The sequence below is a fragment of the Arcanobacterium pluranimalium genome, from assembly GCF_016907845.1.
In the GTDB taxonomy this organism is placed as follows: Bacteria; Actinomycetota; Actinomycetes; order Actinomycetales; family Actinomycetaceae; genus Arcanobacterium_A; species Arcanobacterium_A pluranimalium.
Window position 1 is genome coordinate 666,482 of the sequence record NZ_JAFBCS010000001.1, and the last position, 24,585, is coordinate 691,066.

The 24,585-nt window shown below is 54.2% G+C and carries 24 protein-coding genes; 9 read left to right on the top strand and 15 right to left on the bottom strand.

The features are described from left to right. Positions 1-241 precede the first annotated feature (241 nt). The 3 genes from JOD55_RS02770 to JOD55_RS02780 are packed head-to-tail and all read left to right on the top strand — an operon-like array spanning position 242 to position 3,710. Complete coding sequence (locus JOD55_RS02770; protein ID WP_204398444.1) at positions 242-1,009, top strand: phage antirepressor; 768 nt, start codon at positions 242-244, stop codon at positions 1,007-1,009. Next, on the top strand, positions 1,006-1,449 hold the full coding sequence (locus JOD55_RS02775) for a DUF7768 domain-containing protein (protein WP_204398445.1): 444 nt from the start codon (positions 1,006-1,008) through the stop codon (positions 1,447-1,449). The genes JOD55_RS02770 and JOD55_RS02775 overlap by 4 nt, the downstream gene beginning before the upstream one ends. Then, positions 1,446-3,710: a phage/plasmid primase, P4 family gene (locus JOD55_RS02780; protein WP_204398447.1), complete on the top strand. Its 2,265-nt coding sequence runs from the start codon at positions 1,446-1,448 to the stop codon at positions 3,708-3,710. Before JOD55_RS02775 ends, JOD55_RS02780 begins: the two co-directional genes overlap by 4 nt. A gap of 47 nt (positions 3,711-3,757) precedes the next feature. On the opposite strand, the gene JOD55_RS02785 is transcribed toward JOD55_RS02780, so the two are convergent. Further along, positions 3,758-4,300: a hypothetical protein gene (locus tag JOD55_RS02785; RefSeq protein ID WP_204398449.1), complete on the bottom strand. Its 543-nt coding sequence runs from the start codon at positions 4,298-4,300 to the stop codon at positions 3,758-3,760. Positions 4,301-4,465: 165 nt separating this feature from the next. On the opposite strand from JOD55_RS02785, the gene JOD55_RS02790 reads away from it, so the two are divergent. The 5 genes from JOD55_RS02790 to JOD55_RS02810 all read left to right on the top strand — a co-directional run bounded on the left by JOD55_RS02790 (position 4,466) and on the right by JOD55_RS02810 (position 10,139). Next, positions 4,466-5,203 carry a hypothetical protein gene (locus JOD55_RS02790; RefSeq protein WP_204398450.1) on the top strand — a complete coding sequence of 246 codons (738 nt, stop codon included), beginning with the start codon at positions 4,466-4,468 and terminating at the stop codon, positions 5,201-5,203. A gap of 239 nt (positions 5,204-5,442) precedes the next feature. After that, a complete protein-coding gene (locus JOD55_RS02795; RefSeq protein ID WP_204398451.1) occupies positions 5,443-6,618 on the top strand; it encodes an ADP-ribosylglycohydrolase family protein in 1,176 nt (391 codons plus the stop codon). A gap of 109 nt (positions 6,619-6,727) precedes the next feature. Then, positions 6,728-7,684, top strand: a complete 957-nt coding sequence (locus JOD55_RS02800) for an Abi family protein (protein WP_204398452.1) — start codon at positions 6,728-6,730, stop codon at positions 7,682-7,684. Positions 7,685-7,748: 64 nt separating this feature from the next. Then, on the top strand, positions 7,749-8,858 hold the full coding sequence (locus JOD55_RS02805) for a GIY-YIG nuclease family protein (RefSeq protein ID WP_204398453.1): 1,110 nt from the start codon (positions 7,749-7,751) through the stop codon (positions 8,856-8,858). Positions 8,859-9,131: 273 nt separating this feature from the next. Continuing rightward, positions 9,132-10,139 carry an Abi family protein gene (locus JOD55_RS02810; protein ID WP_204398454.1) on the top strand — a complete coding sequence of 336 codons (1,008 nt, stop codon included), beginning with the start codon at positions 9,132-9,134 and terminating at the stop codon, positions 10,137-10,139. 209 nt (positions 10,140-10,348) lie between these two features. Here the strand turns inward: JOD55_RS02810 and JOD55_RS02815 are convergent, their stop codons facing one another. From JOD55_RS02815 to JOD55_RS02825, 3 genes are read right to left on the bottom strand one after another with little or no spacing between them, the layout of a single operon-like run. Next, positions 10,349-11,476 (bottom strand): PRD domain-containing protein, encoded by a 1,128-nt coding sequence (locus JOD55_RS02815; RefSeq protein WP_204398460.1) that lies wholly within the window; start codon positions 11,474-11,476, stop codon positions 10,349-10,351. A 5-nt stretch (positions 11,477-11,481) separates the two neighbouring features. Next, positions 11,482-11,967 (bottom strand): glucose PTS transporter subunit IIA, encoded by a 486-nt coding sequence (locus JOD55_RS02820; RefSeq protein ID WP_204398462.1) that lies wholly within the window; start codon positions 11,965-11,967, stop codon positions 11,482-11,484. Between the two features lie 11 nt (positions 11,968-11,978). Next, the gene (locus tag JOD55_RS02825; protein ID WP_204398464.1) at positions 11,979-13,550 is read right to left on the bottom strand and encodes a PTS transporter subunit EIIC; all 1,572 of its coding nucleotides are present in this window, start codon (positions 13,548-13,550) and stop codon (positions 11,979-11,981) included. Between the two features lie 416 nt (positions 13,551-13,966). Between JOD55_RS02825 and JOD55_RS09310 the strand changes: the two genes are divergently transcribed. Further along, on the top strand, positions 13,967-14,296 hold the full coding sequence (locus JOD55_RS09310; protein ID WP_338022182.1) for an antitoxin: 330 nt from the start codon (positions 13,967-13,969) through the stop codon (positions 14,294-14,296). A gap of 257 nt (positions 14,297-14,553) precedes the next feature. On the opposite strand, the gene JOD55_RS02835 is transcribed toward JOD55_RS09310, so the two are convergent. The 11 genes from JOD55_RS02835 to JOD55_RS02885 all read right to left on the bottom strand — a co-directional run bounded on the left by JOD55_RS02835 (position 14,554) and on the right by JOD55_RS02885 (position 24,584). After that, a complete protein-coding gene (locus JOD55_RS02835; protein ID WP_204398466.1) occupies positions 14,554-14,913 on the bottom strand; it encodes a hypothetical protein in 360 nt (119 codons plus the stop codon). A gap of 220 nt (positions 14,914-15,133) precedes the next feature. After that, positions 15,134-15,496, bottom strand: a complete 363-nt coding sequence (locus JOD55_RS02840; protein ID WP_204398468.1) for a TetR/AcrR family transcriptional regulator — start codon at positions 15,494-15,496, stop codon at positions 15,134-15,136. A gap of 146 nt (positions 15,497-15,642) precedes the next feature. Next, positions 15,643-17,187 carry an alkyl hydroperoxide reductase subunit F gene (ahpF, locus tag JOD55_RS02845; protein ID WP_204398470.1) on the bottom strand — a complete coding sequence of 515 codons (1,545 nt, stop codon included), beginning with the start codon at positions 17,185-17,187 and terminating at the stop codon, positions 15,643-15,645. After that, on the bottom strand, positions 17,187-17,750 hold the full coding sequence (gene ahpC / locus JOD55_RS02850) for an alkyl hydroperoxide reductase subunit C (protein ID WP_131279280.1): 564 nt from the start codon (positions 17,748-17,750) through the stop codon (positions 17,187-17,189). The genes ahpF and ahpC overlap by 1 nt, the downstream gene beginning before the upstream one ends. 535 nt (positions 17,751-18,285) lie before the next feature. Beyond that, complete coding sequence (locus JOD55_RS02855; RefSeq protein WP_204398472.1) at positions 18,286-18,582, bottom strand: hypothetical protein; 297 nt, start codon at positions 18,580-18,582, stop codon at positions 18,286-18,288. Further along, positions 18,575-18,874, bottom strand: coding sequence for an ArsR/SmtB family transcription factor (locus JOD55_RS02860; RefSeq protein WP_204398474.1), 300 nt, complete (start codon positions 18,872-18,874; stop codon positions 18,575-18,577). Before JOD55_RS02860 ends, JOD55_RS02855 begins: the two co-directional genes overlap by 8 nt. 71 nt (positions 18,875-18,945) lie before the next feature. Beyond that, positions 18,946-19,653, bottom strand: coding sequence for a response regulator transcription factor (locus tag JOD55_RS02865; RefSeq protein ID WP_204398475.1), 708 nt, complete (start codon positions 19,651-19,653; stop codon positions 18,946-18,948). Between the two features lie 16 nt (positions 19,654-19,669). Beyond that, entirely contained in the window at positions 19,670-20,812 is a 1,143-nt protein-coding gene (locus tag JOD55_RS02870; protein ID WP_204398476.1) for a sensor histidine kinase, read from the bottom strand. 9 nt (positions 20,813-20,821) lie between these two features. Beyond that, positions 20,822-21,577, bottom strand: a complete 756-nt coding sequence (locus tag JOD55_RS02875; protein WP_204398477.1) for an ABC transporter permease — start codon at positions 21,575-21,577, stop codon at positions 20,822-20,824. Then, positions 21,574-22,407, bottom strand: coding sequence for an ABC transporter ATP-binding protein (locus JOD55_RS02880; protein ID WP_239538945.1), 834 nt, complete (start codon positions 22,405-22,407; stop codon positions 21,574-21,576). Before JOD55_RS02880 ends, JOD55_RS02875 begins: the two co-directional genes overlap by 4 nt. A gap of 149 nt (positions 22,408-22,556) precedes the next feature. After that, on the bottom strand, positions 22,557-24,584 hold the full coding sequence (locus JOD55_RS02885; protein WP_204398479.1) for a hypothetical protein: 2,028 nt from the start codon (positions 24,582-24,584) through the stop codon (positions 22,557-22,559). Between the last annotated feature and the right edge of the window lies 1 nt (position 24,585).

Sequence of the window (24,585 nt, forward strand, 5' to 3'; positions counted from 1 at the left end):
AATGTCGCCATCCAAAGATGCTGCGCAATGGCGCGTCAATAGCACTCATTACGAATATTACCCGCGCCTTCACGGGCTACAAACTCGGCGCCAATATGCGCAACGGACATCAGCGAAAAAGTTCGATTGACAGTGACCGGTTTCGCGGGTGCTCATCGGCGGATGTCTGAGAGCACGAAACCAGCCACACTCGGTGGCTGGCGGGTCACGCGTCGATTTGGCTCTCAGACAGGAGCCAGCAATGGCCACCACCGATTTGCAGGCATTCACGAATGATGCCTTTGGAACTATCCGAACCGTCGAGTATGAGGACAAGGTGTATTTCTGCGCTCGTGATGTGGCCACGGCGCTTGGGTACACCAATACCAGCAAGGCGATTCAGGATCATTGCCGTGGGGTTCCGATTCGTTACCCCATCACCGATTCGCTCGGGCGCACTCAAGAAGCCCGGTTCATCACCGAAGGTGACCTGTACCGTCTTATCTTCTCCTCCAAGCTCCCCGCAGTCCAACAGTTCGAAGCCTGGGTGGTCGACGAGGTTCTCCCCACCATCCGCCGCCACGGTGTCTACGCCATCGACGAGCTCTTGGGCAATGATGAGTTCCTCGAGCATGCCATCATTCAGCTTCGCTCCGAGCGAGTCAAGCGACTGGCAGCCGAGCAAGCTTTATTGGAAGCGGCACCGAAGGTGTCGTACTATGACGTGGTGCTCCAGTCGGAATCGCTGCTGACCATCACGGAAATTGCCAAGGACTACGGGCTGTCGGCAAAGAAGCTGAACTTGCTGTTGCACAACGCGGGGGTGCAGTTCAGGCAGTCCGGCCGCTGGTTCCTCTACGCCCGGTTCGCCGAGCAGGGCTACACGCAGTCCAAGACCCATGAGTACGACGAGGGCAAGACCCGCACGCACATGTACTGGACCCAGAAAGGTCGGCTCTTTGTCTATGACCTGTTGAAGAACCAGTTCGGCCTGCTGCCGGTCATCGAGCAGGACGGCGGTGCGGCATGACGACGACCGCTCCCGGCATCGACCTGGGTTTCTCGCCCCACAACACGGAAGGCTACCCGGACCCCACAGCGTTCACAGCGCTAAAGAATCTCCAGCGCGCCGAGTACGGCTACCGGCCCTTGGTCTACATCTGCTCCCCGTACTCCGGAGACATTGACAGCAACGTCGAGTTGGCTCGCGCTTTGTGTGCTCACGCGGTGGCACGTCACAAGATCCCGCTCGCACCACACTTGCTGTTTCCGCAGTTCATGGACGATAACGACGCGAGCGAGCGTGAGCTGGCGATGTTTTTCAACCGAATTCTTCTTAGCAAGTGCGAGGCGATCTGGGTCTACACGGCCCGCGTCTCGGCAGGGATGCGCGCCGAGATTGAATGGGCCCATCACCTCGAGCTGCCGATCACCTATTTCGACGCTGACTTTGAGGAGGTCACCCTATGAAGGCGATGACGATGTTCACCGCGCAGGTGGCGGGCCAGCAAAACAACGCCCACTACCCGAACCCGCACGCCGTGACCACGGCAGCCGACCTGGAGGCGGTTGCCAGGTTTGATCATGTGGTTGCCGAGTACGTGGGTGGCAGGCGCTCGGCTGGCAGTTTCGTGACCTCGAACTGCCTGGTCATGGATGTCGACAACTCCCACACCGAAGAAACGGCCGAATGGGTCACCCCAGAAAGCCTCGCCGAGCAGCTACCAGACGTAGCGTTTATGACCGCTACCTCCCGCAACCACCAAAAGGCCAAAGGTGCCCAGCCGGCAAGGCCCCGTTTCCACGTCTACTTCCCAATTGACCCCGTGGCTGATGCTGAGGCCTACGCGGGGCTGAAGAAGCAGCTTGCTTCCAGGTTTGAGTTTTTCGACCCGAACGCGATCGACGCAGGACGCTTCATTTACGGCCACAATGCTCCGCAGATCACGGTGGTCGAGGGTGAGCGTACCATCGACGCTTGGCTTGCCGACGCGGTCGATGAAGACGTGTTCGCCCAGTGGGATGACGCCACCCAGTCCATCGAGGAAGGCTCCCGTAGTGCGACCTTGTCGAGGTTTGCTGGCAGGCTGCTGATTCGCCTCGGCACGACCGATGAGGCACGCGCCTTGTTCGACCGCAAAGCCGCCCGCTGCAACCCGCCGCTGCCCGAGGCTGAGGTGGAGTCGATCTGGCGGTCGGCCACCCGGTTCGCCAAGACGGTCGAGAACCAGCCTGGGTATGTGCCACCATCGGATTTCGAGGCGAGCCTGGATTCGGTACGCCCCGCCGATTACAGCGACGTCGGCCAAGCCCACATACCTGTCAAGGCCTATCCGGACTCACTGCGCTACTCGGAGGTCACCGACTGGCTCGTCTATTACGACGGTGTCTGGTACGAATCCGCCCCTGTGGCCCAAGCCGTCGCCCAGGAGCTCACCGAGCGCCAACTGGCCGAGGCCCACGAGCTGCTCGGAGACGCCAAAGACCAGCTCGCCGCCACGGGGGCTGCCATGTTGTTGGCGTCGATGTCGAAGGCGAAAGCCCAGGTCATGTTCAACGCCGCCCAACAGGAGGCGTTCGCCGCGTTCCAGGACGCGAAAACCTATGCGGTCTACGCGCTCAAACGCCGAGAATCACACGGGATCACCAACTGCCTGAAAGAAGCCCGCCCCATACTGCTGACCACACCTGAGCAGCTCGATGCCGACCCGTATCTGCTCAACACCCCATCAGGTACTTACGATCTGCGCCACGGAGTCATGTCTCGCCGTGACCATGACCCGGCGGATCTGGTGACCAAGCAGACCAGCCTCGACCCGGGCACCGACGGCGCGCACCTGTGGCAGGAAGCCCTCGAGGTGTTCTTCCAGGGCGACACTGAGCTCATCTCCTACGTGCAGCACATCGTCGGCCTGGCTGCGATAGGGCAGGTCTTCGTCGAGGCCCTCGTTATCGCCTATGGGGATGGTCGCAACGGAAAATCGACGTTCTGGAACACCATCGCCCGAGTGCTGGGCACCTACGCGGGCAACATGAGCGCTGATGTGCTCACGATCGGTGGGATGCGCAACGTCAAGCCTGAGCTGGCGGAGGCCAAAGGCAAACGCCTCATCATTTCCGTCGAGTCCGAAGATGGCGTGCGCATGTCCACCTCGGTGGTCAAGCAGCTGGCCTCCACCGACCAGATCTACGCGGAGAAGAAGTACAAGGCACCGTTTGCTTTCACTCCGTCGCACACGCTCATCCTCTACACGAATCACCTGCCGAGGGTGGGTGCGATGGATACGGGTATCTGGCGCAGGCTCATCGTCATCCCCTTCGAAGCGAAGATCGAAGGCGACAGCGACATCAAAAACTACACCGACTTCCTCTACACGCAGGCAGGAGGGGCGATCCTGGCCTGGATTATGGAGGGTGTGCGCCTCATCCACGCCGAGGACTACCACCTCAAGGCCCCGGCCCGAGTTGTGGAGGCATCAGCGGCGTATCGGGACGAGAACAACTGGTTCGCCCAGTTCCTTGACGCCAACTGCGACGTCGACCCTGGGCTGTCGGAACGGGCCAGGGATTTGTATCAGGCCTATCGGGCGTGGGCGATGTCGACCTCTGGGTGGGCGCGTCCCATGGTCGATTTCAACGCGACTGTTGAACATCACGGCTTCACACGTAAAAGGACGATGCACGGCATGTTCGTCCACGGTTTGGCCTTGAAGAACGAGTTCGACAACTAAGCCAGACGGGCCTTATGACGACCTATGACGACCCATATGTGAGTTTGCTATAGGGCAGAAAATATAGCCCTTAGGAAACCTTGGATCCATTCGAAAGTTTCAGACGACTTAACACGGTTCGTAATTCCGATACAACGCCCGTCTGAGTCAGTGTGAATCTCCTCAGTGACGGTTGACAATCCGGTCCAATGGTGGAGACCATCAATGTTACTGCGCAAGGATTGCACTCTGAGTGTCGGTTGTAATCCATCATCGACTTCGCTAAAGAGTGCATCTTCGGGGCGTAAAATACCCAATGGAATACGCCCTCCTCCGCCGGATATGCGGGATCCGCTCCATTTAACGCCACACAAAGTCACAGTTCCCTGATTGGTTAATAACTGCATCGACGGAGGCGGTGTTTGGTCATGAAACCATGGGTGCACATGTTTGAACTGCTCGTTATCATTAAAAATCAAATATGGAACTTCAACAATAATTCCACGTTCACGTGTAAGCTTGAGTGTTGCTCCGACGTATGGAGTTTCGGTGACTCCGTCTACGAGAAGACCACTTATTGAGTCACCAAAATCAAGTGTCCAATTAGCCATACTGCAATTATTGCAATGAATTCAAAGCGTTTAGTGATTATTTCCGTCGTGGCGCGTTGGAGTAGACCACGACGAGCTTCATGTCAACATAAGCATTTAATATACGTGTGCCCGTCGTGTGAGATGATTTGAAACAAACTTTAAGCAACGGGGAGAATTTTGGAAATGGTGAATCAATACAATGATGCCTTGACACAGCTACAGGAATCATATCTGATGCAAGAGATCGATTCCGCGAAGCGCTTAGTGCAGTATGGTATACACACGCTCGGATCGGCTGTATTTATTGACACTACGCGTGAGCCTGTACTGACGTTGCTCTCGATAGGTGTTGAAAAATTATTGAAGTTGGCGCTTGGTTATGTCTATCTGGATAAGAATCGTGAATGGATACCTGCCAAAATTCTCAAAAAAGATTATGGTCATGATCTAAAAAAGATGGATGCCGCACTACGACGAGTAATTGAGGAAGGGATAAACAAAGCAACGCATCCTCAGTACGTTAAAGATGCCTTACACGAGCTCGAAAGGGATCCTTTGTGGCCCTTGATTCTCGACACGCTTGACCGTTATGGGAAATCTGGACGTTTTTATTATCTTGATGCGCTTGGTGACAACCCTCAAACACAGGAAAGTCCGAAAGACTATTGGGAGAAGGTTGAGAATAAGGTGATAGAAATGGATCCAAGTTTGCAGGATCTCTTACATCGGTACATCTCGCGTGAGTGTCGTCGTGAGGAGTATATCCAAACTCTGACCGCCAAAATAGCTGAAAGTTTGGAGACTTGGCGCGAGTTGATTGCAGTTGCGGCAAAACAAGGAGTATTGGGAGATCGTGCAAAAACCTTGGGCTGTGATCTCAAATTAGCAGAGCGTCAAGTTGAGGGAGATGCTACCAATTGATTTAGGCTTGCCTAGCTTGAGTGGGGCTAACTAAAATTAGGATTTTTCCTCAATATAGAGGATTCTTCTTCTTGCGCGGTAGCATCAGAAATTGGCTAACGTTCCCTGGCGAAGGGCTCCTTCGCCGGGTCATAAACCGCAAAACATATTCCCCAGCTTCTGAACCCTCGCACATATACTGGAGTTGGCAGCTTTGCTCCAACGTCCTGGCGCAACTAGTCCACTGAAAGCAGGTTCTCATGGGTATAAACACAACCAGCGCGTCCGGCGGCGGACCACTCACTGCTTCCCAGATAACGTCCGCCCTGCTCGGTGCGGCAGTCGGTGATGCCTTTGGCGTTCCGTTCGAGTTTCTAAACGCGGATCAAGTCGCCCAACACCCACTCGACGCCATGTATGCTGCGAGTGACGTTGATTCAGCCAATTCTCGGCCGAGCCGTGCGATACCTGCTGGCGCCTGGAGTGACGACACTTCCATGGCCGTCGCCACAATGGAATCGATTATTTCCCACCAAGGCCGCCTCGACCTCACCGATGTCATGCATCAATTCTTAGCCTGGTGGGAGGAAAGAAAATACTGCTCCATCGAGCGCCCATTCGGATTGGGAATGACGGTGATGATGGCACTCGGTCGCTTCCAGGGAGGCACGCCCGCCCTTGAATCCGGTGCAACCCGTGTGCGCGACAACGGCAACGGCGCCCTCATGCGCATTTTCCCGATCCCTCTTCACCTAGCAGCCGGTGGGCATGCATCTGCCGGTGGCTACGAGGCAAGCTGTGGGCACACAGCAACAGGTGAACATGTGCCAACGAGCGTGCGCACCGAAGTCACCGCGTCCAACCCCTCTCGCGAACAAATCCATTCCCATGAACCGCCTCATTCCCGCGAACACAGATGGAACGTCGTCTCCCAAGCTTCGCAAATTACGCACGGACACGCGATCTCCCAACTCTCGTGCATAATATTCTGCGAATTTCTCTGGGGACTACTCGCTGGTCTTGACGTCACACGGGCATATCAGCACGCCGTCGCCCTCCCATACAGCGACTGGCGCCCAGACGATCCACAATGGCAGGAGGCGCTCGCGGCACATTCAAAAATCTTCAGTCCCGAGTTTGTTTCGCTCACTCCTGCGGACTTCACGGCGTCGGCGTACGTGGTCGATACCCTCGAAATCGCGTTATACTCGCTGTTGCATACGACGTTGTACCCCGAAGCGATCCGCACCGCCGTCCGCTTCGGTGGCGACACCGATACTTACGCGGCGATCGTGGGCGCGGCCGCGGGCATTGCGTATGGCACCGAATCGATTCCACGCAAATGGCTTGACGCCGTCAAACGCCGTCCCTACCTAGAAGACCTGGCGAAGCGCTTTGCCGCTGCGGAAGGATTCGGAACTTCCACTTTCGTTTGAATATCGCTCGATTCCTTGTTAAATTGATGGTAATAGTTCAGCCCGCCTCATCTCCGTTTCGGGGTAGAGAGTGGGCTGGATCTCTACTTATTAGCAAAAGTAGTGCACAATGAAAACACTCAAACCTGTAACTACCATTCCTGAACAGATCAGTATTCTTCGGGAACGTGGAATGGATGTTGACCCACAACTTGCCCAACAGTGGTTGTCTCACGTCGGTTATTACCGCCTTAGCGCGTACTGGTATCCAGCTCGTCAAATAACAAAGAACAATGAACGTTCCGACCAATTTGTTCCCGAAACTTCTTTTGCCGATGTCGTTGCGCTTTACGAAGCAGATCGAAAGCTACGTACCCTGATATATGACGGTATCGAGCGGATTGAGATTGCGTGTCGCTCGCACGTAACGAACCTGATCTGTATTAATAATTCTTTAGATCCTCTCGCGTATACAAATTCCGAAATATTCCGCCCAAATTTCGATTACCTTGACTGGATTGAAACTGCCTACCGACGTTTAAATCGGGCACGCAAACGAAGCGAGTCTGTGAAACACTATCTGGGAGAATATAGTGGACAGTTTCCCTTATGGGTAATCGCAGAAACGATGGATTTCTCAGATATCTCAAAGTTATACGCGGGTCTCAAAAGCACAGATCAACGAGAGATCGCCGAGCATTGGGGCATTCGGATAGACCTAAATAAACTTAGCAATAATCAACAATCGAAAGTTAAGAAATCACACCCTCTGGCGAGTTGGCTTGAACAAATAACAATCATTCGAAATACATGTGCTCATCATGGGCGCGTGTGGAACAGGTCTTTCGTTCCCGCAAGTACCACTGCGATGCTAACCAACGAATCGCTTGCTCTTTTACCTAATTCTCAAAGTGAGAGAGTCTTTGGAGCGTTAGTGTTTATGGCATATTTGCTTCAGACTATTTCTCCGGGAACCACTTGGCCCGAAAAAGCAATTTCTTTACTTGTAGAGTGTTTTCTCCCTAATCCTTTCGTAACTCTGGAAGCAATGGGAATCCCGGAAGAGTGGAACCGGTTGACCTTATAGATACCGGAAGGATGCCAGGTATGAGATGGAGTGGGCGATTGCAATGGGTATAGGGAAAACGAGAATGCTCACATTCCAACGTTTCGTTCTGCCTAGCAGCCCGAGTGATTTCTTAACCCGAGACAGTCGTAAACTGGCAGTCAATCACCGCTTTGCGCCGATTTTTCGTGAGCACGCAAGCGGTATCTATGTGCTCGAGTTTGCTGATGGAACACAGTATGTAGGACAAGCACTCAATCTTGGACGACGATTCGCGCAGCACGTTCATGGCGGCAAACACCATCTTCCTTGGAAAGATATTGTCGCTGTCCAGATTCTCGACCTTCCCGCAGACGAACTGAATTTCTACGAACAAACAACGATTCAGGAGCTCAAATCCGCAGGAATAAAGCTCAGAAACAAAACTTACAACTTCGCGTTTACTGGGCCAAGTGTATTTGACGGCGTCATGGCACCCATCGACCAGTCGCATTGGGCAACTGGCCAGGCTGAATATCGCATTGACCCTATCGTACGCGCCATGCAACGAATCGAAACCGCGTCGTCGTCGAAACTTTCGCAAGTGAAGAAAATAGATCGGTTGATCGAGGTGTACCACGAAGATCGGCAGCTCAGTCTTTATGAAGGACTCCTCCATGATATCGCCGCTTACCTTGTGCACGTCATCCCCAATACCGTTGAGCTTGAGACGATCTACTGGTCGATCACCGATATGCCCTCAACTTCCGGTGGTCGGTACTACACGCTGAACGTCGGTAAGCTTGAAGTCCTTTACACGCCCCGTCAAGAGGACGTGTATTTGTTTGTCGACGACGGCAGCGGGCGAGACGATGGTGACGACGATTGCTACGTGACGCCGTCAACATGCATTAACTTTCCGCCCAATTCAATCATCTTGAAGAATGGCAGAGGTCTGTATAAGAAATTTGAACATGCGCTAGAAGAGATTCCATATGATTATTACACTGCAAATTATGCTTTGACCTCCGCAGACGTGCTCATTATTCCGGCTGGCTGTGCGAATATGGTGCTTGAAAACCCGATTTTCCGAGAGCCACTTCGGCAGTTCGTTATTGATCTGATGCGCGACGGGCAAGTGTCCATGTTTCGGAGATTTCACTCCTCGATCTTGGCAAAAGAGGCCTATGCACAAGCAGTTGACCAGTATCGTTAACAAGCTGATGACGACGACATGACGATCTGCGTTTTTCGCTTCGATTGTTGTTATATAGGTTTATTGGTCAGTGAGATTCCCGAACCAGTAGAACAGGTAGGGGAGTGCTTTAGCTATGGAGTAGCTATCACTTCTTGAAAATGATTGAGTCTTATGCCGGAAGTGGCTAGGATGTGGAGCATAAATACCGAACCCGCTATCTAGTATCGGCTGTGTGCCAGCGCTAGATATGGTTCGGTTTTCCATATCTTTCATCTGAAATCGAGGTGTCCAATGGGAAAAATTCCATACGATAAACCTCATCGTTATTATGACCAACAGCTTTCTCTTATGGAAAGTCGAGGGCTTCTGGTCAATAATCGAAAGGAAGCCATCCAAGCCCTTAAAGGTATTGGGTATTATCGGTTTTCTGCATACACATACGTGTTCAGAAAACATGATCCAACCACGTCGGAACTTTCTATTGGTCGACGTCTCGATGAATTTGTTGACGGATCTTGCTTTAGTGACGCACTCTTGTTATATCGATTCGATGAAAAGCTTCGGTCAAAAATATTTGAAGGACTCCTCGCTCTTGAAATCGGACTTCGTGTTCGGATCGGCTATCAATTAGGGAAGACGAATCCGTGGGCGCATCTTAATGTTGAGTTTCTTGATGACCACCGGGCGAATGAGGTCATCCAAAGAAGCGACGACAAATGTGAGAAAACGAAGTTTGACTTATGGAAGGAAACTTGTGAGAAATCAATTTCCGATGCAAGACATGAGGATTTTGTAAAGCATTTTAACCACAGATACTTGGATCCACTTCCAATTTGGGTAGTCACTGAAGTACTCAGTTTTGGTGCCTTGGTAAGGCTATTTGAACTTTTAAGACGTAACGACGCTCAGAAAATTGCCAAGGAGTTCGCAATCCCCAATTCACGTCTACTATGGAAATATCTCCATCCGTTAACAGTATTGCGCAATCATTGTGCTCATGGTGGAAGAATTTGGAATCGCAAAACTGTATTTGCTCCGCCCATTGTCAAGGATGCAGGTCAAATTCCCGATACGTTGCTACATCTCAAATCGGTTTCCAATGAGCGGCTCTATTTTTTGTGTGCCTTGATTGTACACTGCGTAACTGTTGTGGATCCAGCTACGAACTGGCCAAGATCGTTCGCTACGCTCGTTAAAAAGGCAAAACTGCCAAGCTCAATTGATGTCCTCGCCGCGATGGGATTCCCGCCAAATTGGGATCAAGAAGCTTTGTGGAAGTACGACCCCCAAAAGAGTTAGTTTGGAAGTGCCGAGAGCGCATCATCTCCGCAATCGTTGTGGAGGACGCCGTCGTCGAAACGGAGTAGGAGCGCGCGTAATTAACTCCCAAACCCTGCCTAGGGTGTAAATTGCTTACGACGCACCTACCCGCCCATGGCCAAATTCACCTCTGCTGCCAGCTCCGCCTCAACGAACACCCCAACTCGCCCACGCCACAACTTTTCAACCTACGCCCCCAGCTCCGACTCATAGAGCCTTGCCAAGTGTAGCCCCAAATATCCCACTTCTTCGCGGGACAGTTCATCCCCCAGGGCTTTCCCGATAAGCTCGGCTACCTGCTGCGCGGTAGTGGCAGCGCCAGGGGTAGAACGCTGCACGGCGTCGTAAACATCCACGCCATGCGGGGTGCGACTGTGCCGCACCGTCCGCACAATCAAATACCGCAAATGCGTCACAAAACGCGAAGCATTCACCGACTCCTGATCAATCTTCACGTCCCATTTCTCCTCAAGCAGCGCAAACACGTCCTTTATGACGCTGGTCATCGCAACTGTTTTCAGCAAATTCCCGTTCGCCCACCGGAAATTCACATAATGCAGCGCAAACGCCACCCACTCGTCTTCTTGGAACCGCACACCCAGTTCAGTTTCTGCCAGCCTCTGCGCTTCTTTTCCTAAGCCCGCTTCGCTCGGAAACAGCGCCATGACCTCCCATTTCAGAGCAAAATCTACGGTTATGCCCTGCTCTGCTCGCCGCACGGCGGCCGCCAAGTGATCCAAGAGCGCCATAAACAATATTTGTTTGCCGGGGCGGGATGCGTCCGCGCCAGTATTTCCCGACGACGACGCCGCAGCACCGCGCGCTGCACCTCGCGTCCTTTCTGACGACGCCGCAGCACCTCCCGACGCCGCCGCCGCCCGAGTCTCAGCCGCAGCCTCAGTCGCACCTCGCGCCCCAGCTCGCGCCGCACCCGATGCCACCACACCTGCAGCCCCAGCCGAACCAACAACGCCCGTACCAGCACCGACGCCGCTGCCACCCGCCGCCGGACCATCCACAACCGGACCATCAGCCGCTGCACCTCGCGCCGTACCACCCACACCCTCCGGCGTCGCCAACTCCACCATCCGACGCGTGACCTCAACCTGCTCAAGCGTGGCCTCGCTCAACAATCCGGCCACCTGCGCGGCTTTGTGAAGCGAGTCGGGCACAAAAGTGCGCGCCCCTCGGGAGTCGATCAAATCCCCAGCCTTGCGCTGAAAACCGATTCCCCTCCCGAGGAGCACCACTTGATCGCCTTCACGTTCGGCCAGCACCACATTGTTGTTATAAATGCGCACAATCCGAACGTACATGGAACTCACGCCCCCAACGCACGCAAAATTGCCACAGGCTCACCGGGCTTGGCGGCCAGGTTGAGCTGTGCGATTTCAAATTTTGCTTTCGACGTGTTCACTACAGGCGATACCATTGACGGTACTTTTTGAGCGACGTTGTCCGCCACCCGCACCACTGGATCGCCGGCCTCAACGACGTCGCCCATCTGCGCAAGCGCTTCGAAACCTTCGCCTTTGAGCGCAACGGTGTCGATGCCGATGTGAACTAAAATTTCAGCTCCCTCGGGGGAACGCACTCCGAATGCGTGCAGGGTCGGTGCGAGCATCGTTATTTCGCCCGCGATTGGTGAAGCAAAGACGCATCCTGTGGGCGCCACAGCGAAGCCTTTACCCAGGATTTCACCAGCGAACACCGGATCGGGAACCTCAGAAAGCTCGAGCAAATCCCCAGGTACGGGCGCGAAAACCTCGACCTCCGCCGTCTTTTTCATCCAATCAAACAGTCCCACGTTCTAGCCTTTCAGTCGTCGATACCCAGCGATTCGTTAATCACGTTCTTGTACAATATCGCCTTTGCACCATACACCGCTTGCACGCCGCCCCGGACCTCGAACACGTCCGCCGCGCCAAGTCGTTTGAGCTCGGCTTTGTCTACCTTCGAGCCATCTTTAACGGCAACGCGCAGTCGGGTGATGCATGCGTCCACGTCCTCGAGGTTTTCCGGGCCGCCAAGCGCCTTGACGATCATCTCGGATTCGGCTTTGAGCTGGGCGTTCTTGTCGTTTGCGCCACCTGTTGCGGCCTCCGCTGCACTTCCAGCACCTGCAACACCTTCAGTTGCGTCGATGGCTGTTGGGTCGGACGACGCCGGTGCCTCAGCGTCGTCGAAACGGCCAGGAGTAGGCACGTTGAAACGGGTGATCAGGAATCGGAACACCACGTAGTACAGGCCAAACCATAGCAAACCGACTGGAATCACGTAAAGCCAGTGGGTCTTAGATTCGCCTTGGAGCACGCCGAACAGGAGGAAGTCGATCACGCCGCCCGAGAAAGTGTTTCCGATCGAAATGTTCAAGATATCAGCGATAAAGAACGATACGCCGTCGAGGAAAGCGTGAATGACGTACAACCACGGTGCCACGAAGAGGAACATGAACTCAATCGGTTCGGTGATGCCGGTGATGAACGAGGTGAGCGCTACCGAAGCGAACAGACCGGTGTACTTCGCGCGGCGATCCTTAGGGAGCACATGCCACATCGCCAAGCAGGCGCCGGGGAGACCGAACATCATGGTAGCGAAACGACCAGCGAAAAAGCGAGTTCCTTCGGTGAACAAACCCACGTGGCTTGGGTCGGCGAGTTGGGCGAAGAAGATCTTCTGAGCACCTTCGATGGTCTGACCAGCAACAACTTCGGTTCCGCCGAGTGGTGTGTACCAGAACATCGGATAAATCATGTGGTGCAAACCTACCGCACCCGAGAGGCGCATGAGGAAGCCGTAGAAGAATGTGCCGATCGCACCCCAGCCAGCGATTGCCTCACCGGCGGAAACCATAGCGCTCTGGATTGGTGGCCAGATCAGGAAGAACATGCATCCCACGAGCATACCTGCCAGAGTAGACGCGATTGGCACGAAGCGTGAGCCGCCGAAGAATCCAAGGAACGGCGGGAGCTGAATATTGTGGTAGCGATTGTGAAGCCAGACGGCGATGGCACCGATTGCGAGCGAGCCTACGACGCCGGTGTCGATTTTTCCTTCGGGGTCGCGAAGAAGCATCAGGGCGTTCATCGTCCCTACCATCACCAAGTATCCGGCGATACCGGCAAGTGCGGCGGTGCCCTTGTCTCGCTTGGCCAGGCCAATACACAGACCGATCGAGAGTAGGAGAGCGAGGTTCGCAAAGATCGTGTTACCGGCGGCGCTCATGACTGAGAAAATCGCCTGCAAAAATGCGTTATCGAGCACCGGGTATGCCTTGACGGTGTTGGCATTAGACAGCGCTCCACCGATACCGAGCAGCAAACCAGCTGCTGGAAGAATAGCAATCGGCAACATGAACGACTTGCCGAGTTTTTGAAGAGTTTTGAACATTTTTCCGCTTTTCACTCAACGTCGCGACGATGCAACGTATTACGTGGACATGCGGCGCTGCTCGCCGTCGTCGTCAGTAATGCAACTCGGAATGATGATGGCGGTAGTGAGAGTGAGAATCTGCCACTGGCAAATCTTCGAGTCGCCAAATCAGAGAGGAACGAGCGGAAAACAGGAGACGAAAGCGCACAACACCCATGCGTGGACACTGAGACCCGTGCGTGAACAGCAGGAATTCACGTGGGAATCTCGGGTGATCAGGTCTTGCCTTTCGTCACAATCCTGAAACTCGTGAGTCAAGAGTAACACGCAGGTTTGTAAACGGCAAAGGGTGGCGACGACGGGTGTGGTTGCATTTGCGCTCGGAATTTGCAGGCGAAAAATATAGAATAAATGCGCGCGCTGATTGTTGAGGTGTGCGCGTTAAATGTGCAGATTTTGACCGTGACGCACGTATAGCGAACATTGCTCGATTTGCCCTGCCCGCGCGCTCCACACGAGGCGCAGCTATTGCGGCAGGTAAGGTTGTGTTCTCCACTGCTCATATGGAAGGGAAAGCCATGAATTTCGATGACCTCAAAAACAAAGCTGCCCAAGCCTTCGACGACATCAAGGACGACGAAGAGAAAACGGATCAGGCGCTCGACGCGATTCACGACGCCGCAGATAAGCTCACTGGCGGCAAATTTACCGACAAACTTGATTCGGCACGCGACGCAGCTGACGACAAGCTCGGCTCAGAATAGATATGCACTAAGTATTCGCTTCTCAGCAGGTAACTTACTGGGTGAGTTGCTGCGCTGTACGCTGCGTTGCCTGCCGTGCTGAATGGTTCGCTAAATGGTCTGCTGGGTACTGCGCTGCGTGCCGTGTTGCTTGCGGTGTTGCTCGCGGGCAAGTTTTTGTGCGCCAGTTAATTGATTGCTAACTGCGCCACCTGCAGTGCGGCGTACTCTGCCGTGTGCTGCGCCGCCTATCGAGCGCCTTATGCGGCTTAAGCGGCTTATTTCGTGATGGCGTTATTGATCAGAGCGACGCTCTCGTTCGGGTGATCCACACTTACGATGAGCTGGTTGAAATGCTCGCCCGGCGCTAGCTGAATCACGATTGCGTTCTCGTATCCGCTCACATTCCAAAAGTTGCGAGTGCCATCCACGTGGAATGTGCCTGCAAGTTTATTGCCGCAGCGCAAACCAGGTGCGCGCATCCCTTTTGGCTCATGGCGCATACCTGGATCGTGCGTGGCTCCGCGTACGTTACGCAGTGGCACTCGCACTTCTTTTTTCAAGCTCCACAATTTGTTGATTCCGCACGGGCGTACGACCAGCTCGGTAGGGGTGATGAAGATTTTGGTGGTAGTCATTTTTTCTCATTTCTAGGTGTTAGTGAAAGCCCGTTCGTGGTTGCGCCAAGCGGGTTTGCTTTGAGCTGTGTGAGTGGGGCTGTTTTTGTGCTGTGCAAGTTTTCGCTATACAGGTTTGCGCTGTGCAAGCGGGACTGTTTTGCGCGGCGTAAGTTTGCCGCTGTACAAGGGACTGTTTTGTGCGGCGTAGGCCGGCGCTTTTGCTGGGTAAACCAACTCGCTACGTGCTGCGCAGACCGGCTCGCTGTAAAAGTGCGCGCCCGAGTGCTGCGTCAATGCCTTTTTCGCCGCTCATCGCTTTGGCGATAAGTTCTTGAACTGCCTGGTTTTCCGGGGCGATATCAAATAGTGCAACGAGCAGTATTTCCAGGTTCTCGGCTTTGGTGAGATCCGATAGGGCTTGTTCTAGCACTTTCAAAAACAGCCCGTGTTTGCTGCCGAACGTGTTGTACAAGCTGCCGCGGTGTATGCCGGTTGCTGCGACGACGTCGTCTATCGACGCCGCCTCGAAGCCTTTTGTGCGAAACAAACGTGCGCTCGCGGCAAGCGCATCGTCTGTGTTGAATGATCTATTTCTGCCCATGTTTTAAGAATATCCATTCAAGAACGACTAGTCAAGAATGGTCTTGGTAAAATTTTGGGGCGATTCTCGCAACATCTGAAAATATTTCGAGATGTTGCGAGAATCGCCCCAAAAAGCGGTGCTACGCCCAGCTAGCCTGCGCTAGATCACTGCCTAATCAAGTAATCAAACGCTCCGAGCGAGGCGTTCGCCCCAGCGCCAAGCGAAATCACTACCTGCTTGTATGGGATGTCGGTAACGTCGCCAGCAGCGAAAACGCCCGGTATCGACGTTGCGTTATGCTCGTCAACCACCACGGCGCCGCGCTTGAGCTCAAGCGTGCCATCGAGCCACTCGGCATTCGGAATTAGACCGATCTGTACAAAGATACCGTTAACGGGCACTTCGTGTAGCTCGCCATCGGCGTCCTTGTAGGTAATGCCGGTAACGCCGGATTCGTCCCCCTCAACGCTTTGCAACGCAGCGGACGTAATCACGCTGGTATTGCTCAGCGAATCGAGCTTCTTCAGCAGCACATCGTCTGCCTTGAGCTCGGGCATTAGCTCCACAACGGTCACGTGCTCGGCAATCCCAGCCAAGTCGATCGCTGCCTCAATCGCGGAGTTGCCTCCACCAATTACAGCGAGCGGCTTGCCCTTGAACAGCGGTCCGTCGCAATGCGGGCAGAAACTTACGCCGTTATTGCGGTACTCGCTTTCGCCCGGTACGCCTGTAGTGCGGAAACGCGCGCCCGTCGTCACGATCACGCTCTTGCCGCGCAGCGTAACGCCGCCGGAAAAATCGATCGCGAACAACCCAGCGTCGTCCTTGTTGTGCAGCTTCTCGGCGAGCAGGCCGGTCATGATCTCTACGCCGTAGCTGCGCATCGACTGTTCAAGCTCGCTGCCGAGCGCTGTGCCGCCGATCTTGTCGATCACCGTGAGGTTTTCAATCGAGGCCGTATCGAGTACCTGACCACCCACATTTTCTGTGGCCACGCCAACACGCAGGCCTTTTCGGGCAGCGTAGACGGCCGCCGTCGCACCCGCCGGTCCGCCACCTACGATGAGCACGTCGAACGGTTCGGAAGCGTTGAGCTTCTCGGCGCGCTTGGCGTTCGATCCGGTATCGAGCTTTGCCAAGATTTCCTGGAAGCCCATGCGTCCCTGGCCAAACGGCTCTCCGTCCATGAAGACGGCGGGCACCGCTTTGATGCCGCGCGCGTTCACTTCGTCTTGGAAAGCGCCGCCCTCAACTGCGGTGTGCTTGATCAGCGGATTGAGGATCGAAATCGAGTTGAGCGACTGCACCACGGTCGGGCAGTTTTGGCAGGTGAGAGACATGTATGTGACGAACTCATGAGGCTCGTCGATGGCTTTGATCGCCTCGATAACGTCCTCATCCGCACGCACGGGGTGTCCGCCTACCTGAACCATCGCCAATACAAAGCTCGAAAACTCTTCGCCCATCGGCAGGCCGGCGATTCGCACCGACACGTCCGAGTCCACGCGTGAAATAGCGAACGACGGCGTGCGCTCGTGAGCTACCTCAGTAAACTCGATGAGATCCGAGAGTTGCGCAACCTGTTCGAGCATCTCACGCATCTGCGCAGAGCGCTTTGTATCGTCAAGCGAAGCCTCGAAACGAATCGGCAGCTTAATATTGGTAACTAAGCTTTTGAGCTGGTTGATTGTGTTGTCGTCGAGAAACATCAGAGCTTTCCGGAAAGATCGAATGAAGGAGCGAGCGTTTCTTCGCCCTCTTCCCACTTAGCTGGGCAAACTTCGCCTGGGTGGTTGTAGATGTACTGAGCTGCCTTAACCTTGCGCAGAAGTTCGGCGGCATTGCGGCCGACGCCCTCGGAGGTGGTCTCAACGTACTGGATCACGCCGTCTGGGTCGATCACGATAGTGGAGCGATCCGCAGCGCCTTCGCCTGGGCGAAGCGTCTCGAAATCTTCAGCGATCTTGCAGGTAGGATCGCCAACCATTGGGAAAGTGATCTTGCCGATACGCTCGGAGGAATCGTGCCATGCCTTGTGGGAGAAGTGCTTGTCGGTTGAGAATGCGTACACCTTGACGCCCATCTTCTCGAATTCTGCGTAGTGGTCGGCCATGTCCTCGAGCTCGGTTGGGCACACGAAAGTGAAATCAGCTGGGTAGAAGAAAAGAATTGCCCATGAGCCTTTGTGGTCCTCGCTAGAAAGGTCAACGAAATCACCGTTGTGGTAAGCGGTTCCTGCCCATTCGGCTGCTTTGGTGTTGATAAGCGACATCTTTTTCTCCTTATTTGAGTATCGTGATTGGGTTGCTATTGGGCTGGGGAGATGTTTGTGCAGCGCTTACCACGCGTTGGTGAGTGTTTGCTCGCGTAGGCTTGTCCAGTTTTGCCGGTGTTTTATACCGACGACGCCGGATCCGCCTTACGTGCGCACTCGCCTTGTGTTGTTTCTGCGTTGCGTAACCCCCCCAGCTCTTCCAAACTGGAATGATTCCAAATAGCATGTATTACTCTACCGTGGCGTGCGGAAATTGCCAAGGTGTGCAGTGCTATTGTTTGTTCGCGGTCCGTGAATCGTGGAGTGCATCGGGAGATTTCTTGGATTCGAGCACCTTTGTCTTGGGTGATTACGTCTCTACTGTTGACCGATAATCCAAAGCCGCAACTGGCTTCTCGAAAACTCAAATAGGCGACTTCACAAGCTCCGCGCGTCAATGAGAATCTGCGGAGGAATCAAAAACCTGCCGAGAAACGCACTGTGCGAATTGCCTGCAAAATCGCCTATTTGGAGTACGGGTATTGAGCTAAACTCAGTGCTCGTCGTAATGCTCGCCGTGTGCTGCGTGGCGGTGTCCATCGTGAATGTAGTCCACGTGATCGCCGTGCTCAACAGCTTCATGCCCGCAGTTTTCGCCGTGCTCATGCTCGGCAACGGTGTGCTCTGCAACCGCTTCGTGCTCGTCGTAGTGGTCGCCATGAAGAGCGTGATGGTGCGTGCCGTGTACGTAGTCGATGTGATCGCCGTGCTGTACTGCTTCGTGTCCGCAGTTTTCGCCGTGCTCGTGCTCGGCAACGGTGTGCTCTGCGTGAATGTCGAGGTTAGTCATGATTCTCTCCTTCGGTAACGTGAATGAACGCATCCTCCACGATGTGTGCAACGTGGTGGTCGGCAAGGGAGTAAATAACTTCTTTGCCTTGGCGGGTGCCGTTCACGAGTTTCACCTGTTTTAGTGACCGCAAGTGTTGCGAGACGAGCGGTTGGGATAGTTCCGTAATCGCTGCTAACTCGCTAACTGTGCAGTCTTTTTGACTGAGAGCCCATAGTACGACCAGTCGCCCTTCGTTTCCGAGCGCCTTGAAGATTCTCGCAACCTCGGCTTGGCCGTCCAATGTTCTCATGAATCCATCCAATCACACATATAAGAATATTGCAATATGTTTATGTAACGACATATGTTCTCAATAAGAGTTTAGAGCCAACCGTTGTCTTGAGCTAATAATGCAGCTTGCATCCGTGTTTCGGTGTGAGTCTTGGCCATCGCCGCGCTTAAATGATTGCGAACGGTGCCCTCCGAGAGGAAAACTCGCCGCGCAATATCTGAAATCCGATCCCCGCTTAGCGTCAATCGCAACAGCTCGCTTTCGCGCTCGCTCAGGGGATTGGCACCCTCGACCAGTGCCGCCGCAGCCAGGCTTGGATCAATAACGCGTTCTCCTTGATTGAGACGACGGATCGCGGTGGCGAGCTCGCGCGCAGGAGTCTCTTTGACCATAAATCCGAGCGCGCCCGCATCGAGTGCACGTCGCATATAGCCAGGCCGCCCAAATGTGGTCAAGACGAGGCATTTCACCTGCGGATACTTTTCGTGTACGAGTTTCGCAGCTTCAATTCCGGAGCAGCCCGGCATTTCAATATCCAAAATAGCGACGTCGACGCCGGTTCCACGAGTGCTCTCGTGCGCACCAGTACTTTCGTAGGGACTAGCACTTTCGTTCGCACCAGCACCATCGTGCCCATCAGCGCCATCGCATCCTCCAAAGGCTCGATCCAGGGCGGGAATCACCGCATCACCAGTGCCTACCTCTGCCACGACGTCAATATCGCCTTCTAGTGAAAGTAGTGCCGAGAGCGCGCCGCGGATCATCGCTTGGTCGTCTGCGAGTAACACCTTAATCATGCTCTGATCACTCGATTCATAGCTCAATTTTAACCTCAGTACCTGGATCGGGGCTCGAAACGCTCAGCTTGGCGCCGGCGTCTTCCACCCGATGCCGCAAACCAGACAAACCATTACCGAAACTGCGCGAACCCATCCCAACGCCGTCGTCGCGAATCGAAATGGCGTCCTCACGAAGCGTAACCCAAATATGCTGCGCTTTTGCATGTCTTACCGTATTGGTGACGGCTTCGCGCAACGCCCAAGCAAACAGGATGCGTGCACTGGGCGTAACCTCATCTGGGCTTCCTACCAGCGAAAATTCGATTCCGGCGTCGTGTACGATAGCGCGCACCGCGTCCAGTTCGTGCACAAGCTGACGCACGCGCAAACCTGAGACAGTGGCGCGAACTTCTGCAATAGCTCCGCGAGACAACTCATAAATCGCGTCGATCTCCGCGCGCGCCTGCTGCGGATCGCGCTCTACCAGCTCACGAGCCAGCTCCGATTTAAGGGCAATAGCGGTGAGTGAGTGACCGAGCACATCGTGCACGTCTCGTGCCACTCGCTCGCGTTCTTCGAGAGTCGCCATTTGCGTGACGAGCGCCGTCTTTTTATTCCCCAGGACCTGGAAGAATACTGAGGCAGTCACCGCGATATACGTTCCGATTGAGCCAATTGCAATCGATAAAATCTCAAAGTTCCTCGTAAATGCCAAGATAAAGGTGTAGATCACCGGCAAACCGGAAATATAGAAATTCCACGGCATAGGTAACAAAAATATACAAATTGGCACTAAGTACACGACGTACGTCACGGCAATATCGCCTAGCAGGAAAAACTCTATCGCTGTGATGCTGATCGCCGTAAAGATCAACGCAATCACGCGCGGCATGAACTGCCCGCGAAGAAAAATTTCATTCTTGAACGCCACGGCCAGCGAGCCAATATACGTGAGAATAAACAGACCTGTGAAGCCTAGAGCTGTGTATTTGATCAGCGGATCGCGATGTAAAGCAGCATAGATCGGGTAGAACAGGAAGCCGAGCCACACGAGACCGCTGACGTATCCAGCAAGCGTGCCGCGTCGCTCAATATTGTTGGCGTCAATGGCCTGCGTTTTTGCGCCGCTCACTCGGTTTGCGCGCTCACCGCGGTTTGAAAATCGACCGGAGTGCATGACTCTATTTTAACGCGACCGCGAACGCTTGAACGCCCAGAGCGACGCCGCAGCTAACACGAGCGTCCAGACGCTCAAGTTTGCAATGGCGAGAGTGAGCGACTCTTGGACGGCTTTTCCGTCCATGCCCACATTCGCGCCCTCAGCCAGCGGCCAGCGGGCAATAACGCCCAAGCCATAGAGTGGCGTGAACTTCGAGATCGTGAGCATCGTGCCAGAGAGTGGCACGAAAAGATTGCCGAGGAAGCTTAAGACGACGAGCGTGCCGGTTGCGATCGTCGTGCCGCTGTCCGATTTTAATGCCAGACCGAAAAACAGACCATATAAAGCCATCACCAGCGCGCCCGCCAGGATGAGTGCGAAGCTGAGCGCCCAAACTCGCGCGGGAGCCTCGGAGGTGGTAACGAATCCAGTGAAGTAGATTGCGAGCATCGGCAGCAGTGCGAACGCTCCCGCTACCACCACTTTCACTAAAATATATTGCGAATCGCGCAGGGGAGTGAGCGCGATTTGCCGACCCCAGCCTTGCATGCGCTCGACCGCCGCGTTAGAAGCGAGTGCCACCGTCACCGATGTTGCACCATACAAGGCCATATTGATCATGGTCATCATCGCCACGTTTCCGTTTCCAAACGGGTATTCGGCATACGACGTCGTGGTACCAAAAATAATGAACATGAGCAGCGGAATTCCTAGCACGAACACCGTGCCGGAATCGCGCAGCGCGCGTTTGAAGTCAATTGTGATCAAAGTGGATAGTTTCATGATGCGTTCTCCGAGGTGAGTGAAACGAATGCGTCGTCAAGCGAAGGAGCTGCAATTTCGAGACTGTGCACGCCTGGCGTTGCGAGTAGTTCGCGCGCGAAGGCATCTGAATCGGGACTCAGCGCCGTGTGGCTCTCGCCGTCTTGAATCCAAGTGACGCGCCTTTGACCAGTGATATTACGGATTTCGCTCACCGATCCGTCCGAAATTATTTTGCCGTGATTCATGAGCACGATGCGATCGGCAAAGTCTTGTGCTTCTTCTAGGTAGTGGGTGGCGAATACGACCGTGCGGCCAGCGGTGGCTTCTTCTCGCATACTTGCCCAAAACTCGCGACGTCCGGTGATGTCCATGCCGGTAGTAGGCTCGTCGAGAATGAGTAGTTCAGGGTTGGGGAGCAGGGCGAGGGCGAATTTGAGGCGTTGTTGCTCACCGCCAGAGCATTTGGCAATTTTGCGCTGTGCGAGGTGAGAGATGCCGGCGCGCTCGAGCGCAGCACGGCTCAGAGTTTCCTTGTGGTAGGTTGCGGCGATGTAGTCTACGGCTTCCCCAACGCGCATGTCACGCAGGAGGCCACCAGTTTGGAGCAGGGCACTTATTTTTCCATCGACGACGGCGCTGCGCGGACTCGCACCCAAAACCTCGATTTTTCCCTCGGTCGGTTCGGTTAGGCCGAGAATCATATCGATAGTGGTAGTTTTGCCGGCGCCGTTCGGGCCAAGGAGTGCAACTACTTCTCCAGGCTGGATATTAAGGTTGATCCCATTTACTGCCTTGACTTTTCCACCAAGTCCAAAAGACTTGACCACATTGGATAATTTAATGCTCATGTATTTATTGTGGCTGAATAATAGTTTTGGCAAAAGTGTTAGGTGTAAGGAGGTGGGCATGACAGATGTCATGCCCACCTCCTGAGTCGCTTTTGCACATGTCACATAGATCTACCGATCAGTGAACTAGCCGATTCCAAAGAATTTGCTTAGGAAAATAGGCGCGTCATGAGCTCAGTTGCTTTAGCTTCTAGACCAATTGAGCGAAGATAAGTTACATATTCGTCAATCGTCTTTTCGAAGAGCTTTGAGTTACGAGTAGTAGTAAATGCTTCGAGTGCCGATTCATAAGCGCGTTGAGCTGCATCGTGCTGCTGTGCTTCTGCTTCGAGCTTTCCGATCAACGCATAGGAAGAACCTGCAGAGTTGAGGTCTCCCGCATCTGTAAATGCCTGAGCTGCCTCATGCGCCAATTCAACTGCTCGCCTGCGCTGTTCATCTCCAGAGATTTCAAAAATGCGTGAGGTGTGGTGCGAAGAATCAGTATCACCTTCTCCATTTGCACTCTTGCGCTGCGCATGTTCAGCTTCCACAGCTGATGCTGCACCGATCCGCGCCTGCATATCGACAAGGCGAGCCTTGTTCCATGCGTATTCTTTTACACGGCGTTCTGCATACTCTCCAAGCATTTCGGTAGTGTCTGGTTCTTGTAGATGCTGCTCAACGGCTGTAGCAGCGTCTGCAAGCTGGTGAACAGTACCAATTTTCTCAGCACACCCACACCAAGCAGCCAAAATGTCAAGCAGTGCAGATGCGTGAATACCGCCAACTGCAAGCAGCTTCCACGCCGCATAGAAGAGTTCAAAAGACTGTGAATACTCCTGCATAATGGAATAACACTGTGCTGCGTCCGCCAAAGCAGTGCCGGCAGCGCCTAATTCTCCTGCCTCTTCGCGAAGCTGCGCGGCACGCCGATACTCCTGTGCCGCTCGCGCGAAATCTTTGCGTGCTGCTAGTTGATCTGCGCGTGCGTAACTAGCTTCGGGCGTTTCGGGAGCCTTTTCAGACTCCTCATCAGCGACGTCCTGCGTCTGCACTGCTGGTGGCTCATTGCCCGCAGAGTCGTCGCTAGTAGTCGCCTGCGCAGCTGCCTGTTCGAGTCGTTCAGTAGAAAAGTCCAACTCAGCAGCTTGCTTCGCTGTCTGTGCTCGTTCGAGAATTTCAGTAAAACGAGTGTTCTGCGCGCGTCGATCGAAAGCCTGTGCGAGCGGCGTCGCCTGGTCAACCGCCCATGCGAGCAGCTCAGCCACGGTTTCTCCCTCGCGAATGAAAGTGGGAGTTTGCCCCTGATCTGTATTTGCTGCCAAACCCTTGATCAGCGAAATGAGCCAGTCAAAACGAGTGCCAGGATCTACCTGCTGCGTGAAAGCTGGCTGGCTGCGATCGCGCAGGAGCCGTAGCCCCCGCTCAAGTGCGCCACCGCGCGCAAGAATCTCGAATTCAATGCCAACATCACTTGCGTCAAATAAACTAGGATCGCGCGTGGCTTGGGCATTGAGCAGGTGAAGCGCTGCTTGCGCTCCGTCGCCAAGTTCAAGAAAAGCCAATGCGCGATAACGCAAAGAAGTGGCAGGCTCACGATTGCAGTGAGAACTCGTCGGTACACCAACTTCGATGGCTTCCGTGAAGCGTTCTTGATTCACCAAATATGCCAGCGACGAGCCGTAGCGGCAGGCTGCACAATCCATAGGGTCTTCCCCGTGTGCCAGCCAAGCGCTGCGCCAACGTTTAGCTGCGGCGGCGTCTCCAATATGATTTGCCCATTGGAATTCGGCTTTATCTACCGCAACGCTGCTGTGCCCGGCGATGGCAAAACGCGCGCGCATATCATCGAGCATTGCCCGTGCCTGTGTTTTCGAGATCTGTGGGTAGGACGTCAAGTCTGTGATGACCCATTTGAACTCCCAAAACAGATTTTGTTGATCCTGTTCATCGAAGTATTCTGGGTGCTCATCCCACAGGCGAAGCAGGCGCGAAAAAGCGGCGAAGCCATGATGAGAAGCCGGCCCGAAGGTGTATGCTTCCACGAGGTCCAGCAATGCCTCAGGTAGTTTTTGCTCTGGCCCATCATTAGATAGCGTACGCACGACCCATTCAGTGGCAGTCGTACGTGCTAATCCGTAAGGGAGTTGGCGTATTTGCCACAGTCGTCGTGAGGTTTCTTCCTCAGTCCACATA

Bases quoted from the DNA above. Each gene is read 5' to 3' on its own strand.
- JOD55_RS02770 (WP_204398444.1), top strand. From the start codon at position 242: ATGGCCACCACCGATTTGCAGGCATTCACGAATGATGCCTTTGGAACT.
- JOD55_RS02775 (WP_204398445.1), top strand. From the start codon at position 1,006: ATGACGACGACCGCTCCCGGCATCGACCTGGGTTTCTCGCCCCACAAC.
- JOD55_RS02780 (WP_204398447.1), top strand. From the start codon at position 1,446: ATGAAGGCGATGACGATGTTCACCGCGCAGGTGGCGGGCCAGCAAAAC.
- JOD55_RS02785 (WP_204398449.1), bottom strand. From the start codon at position 4,300: ATGGCTAATTGGACACTTGATTTTGGTGACTCAATAAGTGGTCTTCTC.
- JOD55_RS02790 (WP_204398450.1), top strand. From the start codon at position 4,466: ATGGTGAATCAATACAATGATGCCTTGACACAGCTACAGGAATCATAT.
- JOD55_RS02795 (WP_204398451.1), top strand. From the start codon at position 5,443: ATGGGTATAAACACAACCAGCGCGTCCGGCGGCGGACCACTCACTGCT.
- JOD55_RS02800 (WP_204398452.1), top strand. From the start codon at position 6,728: ATGAAAACACTCAAACCTGTAACTACCATTCCTGAACAGATCAGTATT.
- JOD55_RS02805 (WP_204398453.1), top strand. From the start codon at position 7,749: ATGCTCACATTCCAACGTTTCGTTCTGCCTAGCAGCCCGAGTGATTTC.
- JOD55_RS02810 (WP_204398454.1), top strand. From the start codon at position 9,132: ATGGGAAAAATTCCATACGATAAACCTCATCGTTATTATGACCAACAG.
- JOD55_RS02815 (WP_204398460.1), bottom strand. From the start codon at position 11,476: ATGTACGTTCGGATTGTGCGCATTTATAACAACAATGTGGTGCTGGCC.
- JOD55_RS02825 (WP_204398464.1), bottom strand. From the start codon at position 13,550: ATGTTCAAAACTCTTCAAAAACTCGGCAAGTCGTTCATGTTGCCGATT.
- JOD55_RS02835 (WP_204398466.1), bottom strand. From the start codon at position 14,913: ATGACTACCACCAAAATCTTCATCACCCCTACCGAGCTGGTCGTACGC.
- JOD55_RS02840 (WP_204398468.1), bottom strand. From the start codon at position 15,496: ATGGGCAGAAATAGATCATTCAACACAGACGATGCGCTTGCCGCGAGC.
- ahpF (WP_204398470.1), bottom strand. From the start codon at position 17,187: ATGTTTCTCGACGACAACACAATCAACCAGCTCAAAAGCTTAGTTACC.
- ahpC (WP_131279280.1), bottom strand. From the start codon at position 17,750: ATGTCGCTTATCAACACCAAAGCAGCCGAATGGGCAGGAACCGCTTAC.
- JOD55_RS02855 (WP_204398472.1), bottom strand. From the start codon at position 18,582: ATGACTAACCTCGACATTCACGCAGAGCACACCGTTGCCGAGCACGAG.
- JOD55_RS02860 (WP_204398474.1), bottom strand. From the start codon at position 18,874: ATGAGAACATTGGACGGCCAAGCCGAGGTTGCGAGAATCTTCAAGGCG.
- JOD55_RS02865 (WP_204398475.1), bottom strand. From the start codon at position 19,653: ATGATTAAGGTGTTACTCGCAGACGACCAAGCGATGATCCGCGGCGCG.
- JOD55_RS02870 (WP_204398476.1), bottom strand. From the start codon at position 20,812: ATGCACTCCGGTCGATTTTCAAACCGCGGTGAGCGCGCAAACCGAGTG.
- JOD55_RS02875 (WP_204398477.1), bottom strand. From the start codon at position 21,577: ATGAAACTATCCACTTTGATCACAATTGACTTCAAACGCGCGCTGCGC.
- JOD55_RS02880 (WP_239538945.1), bottom strand. From the start codon at position 22,407: ATGAGCATTAAATTATCCAATGTGGTCAAGTCTTTTGGACTTGGTGGA.
- JOD55_RS02885 (WP_204398479.1), bottom strand. From the start codon at position 24,584: ATGTGGACTGAGGAAGAAACCTCACGACGACTGTGGCAAATACGCCAA.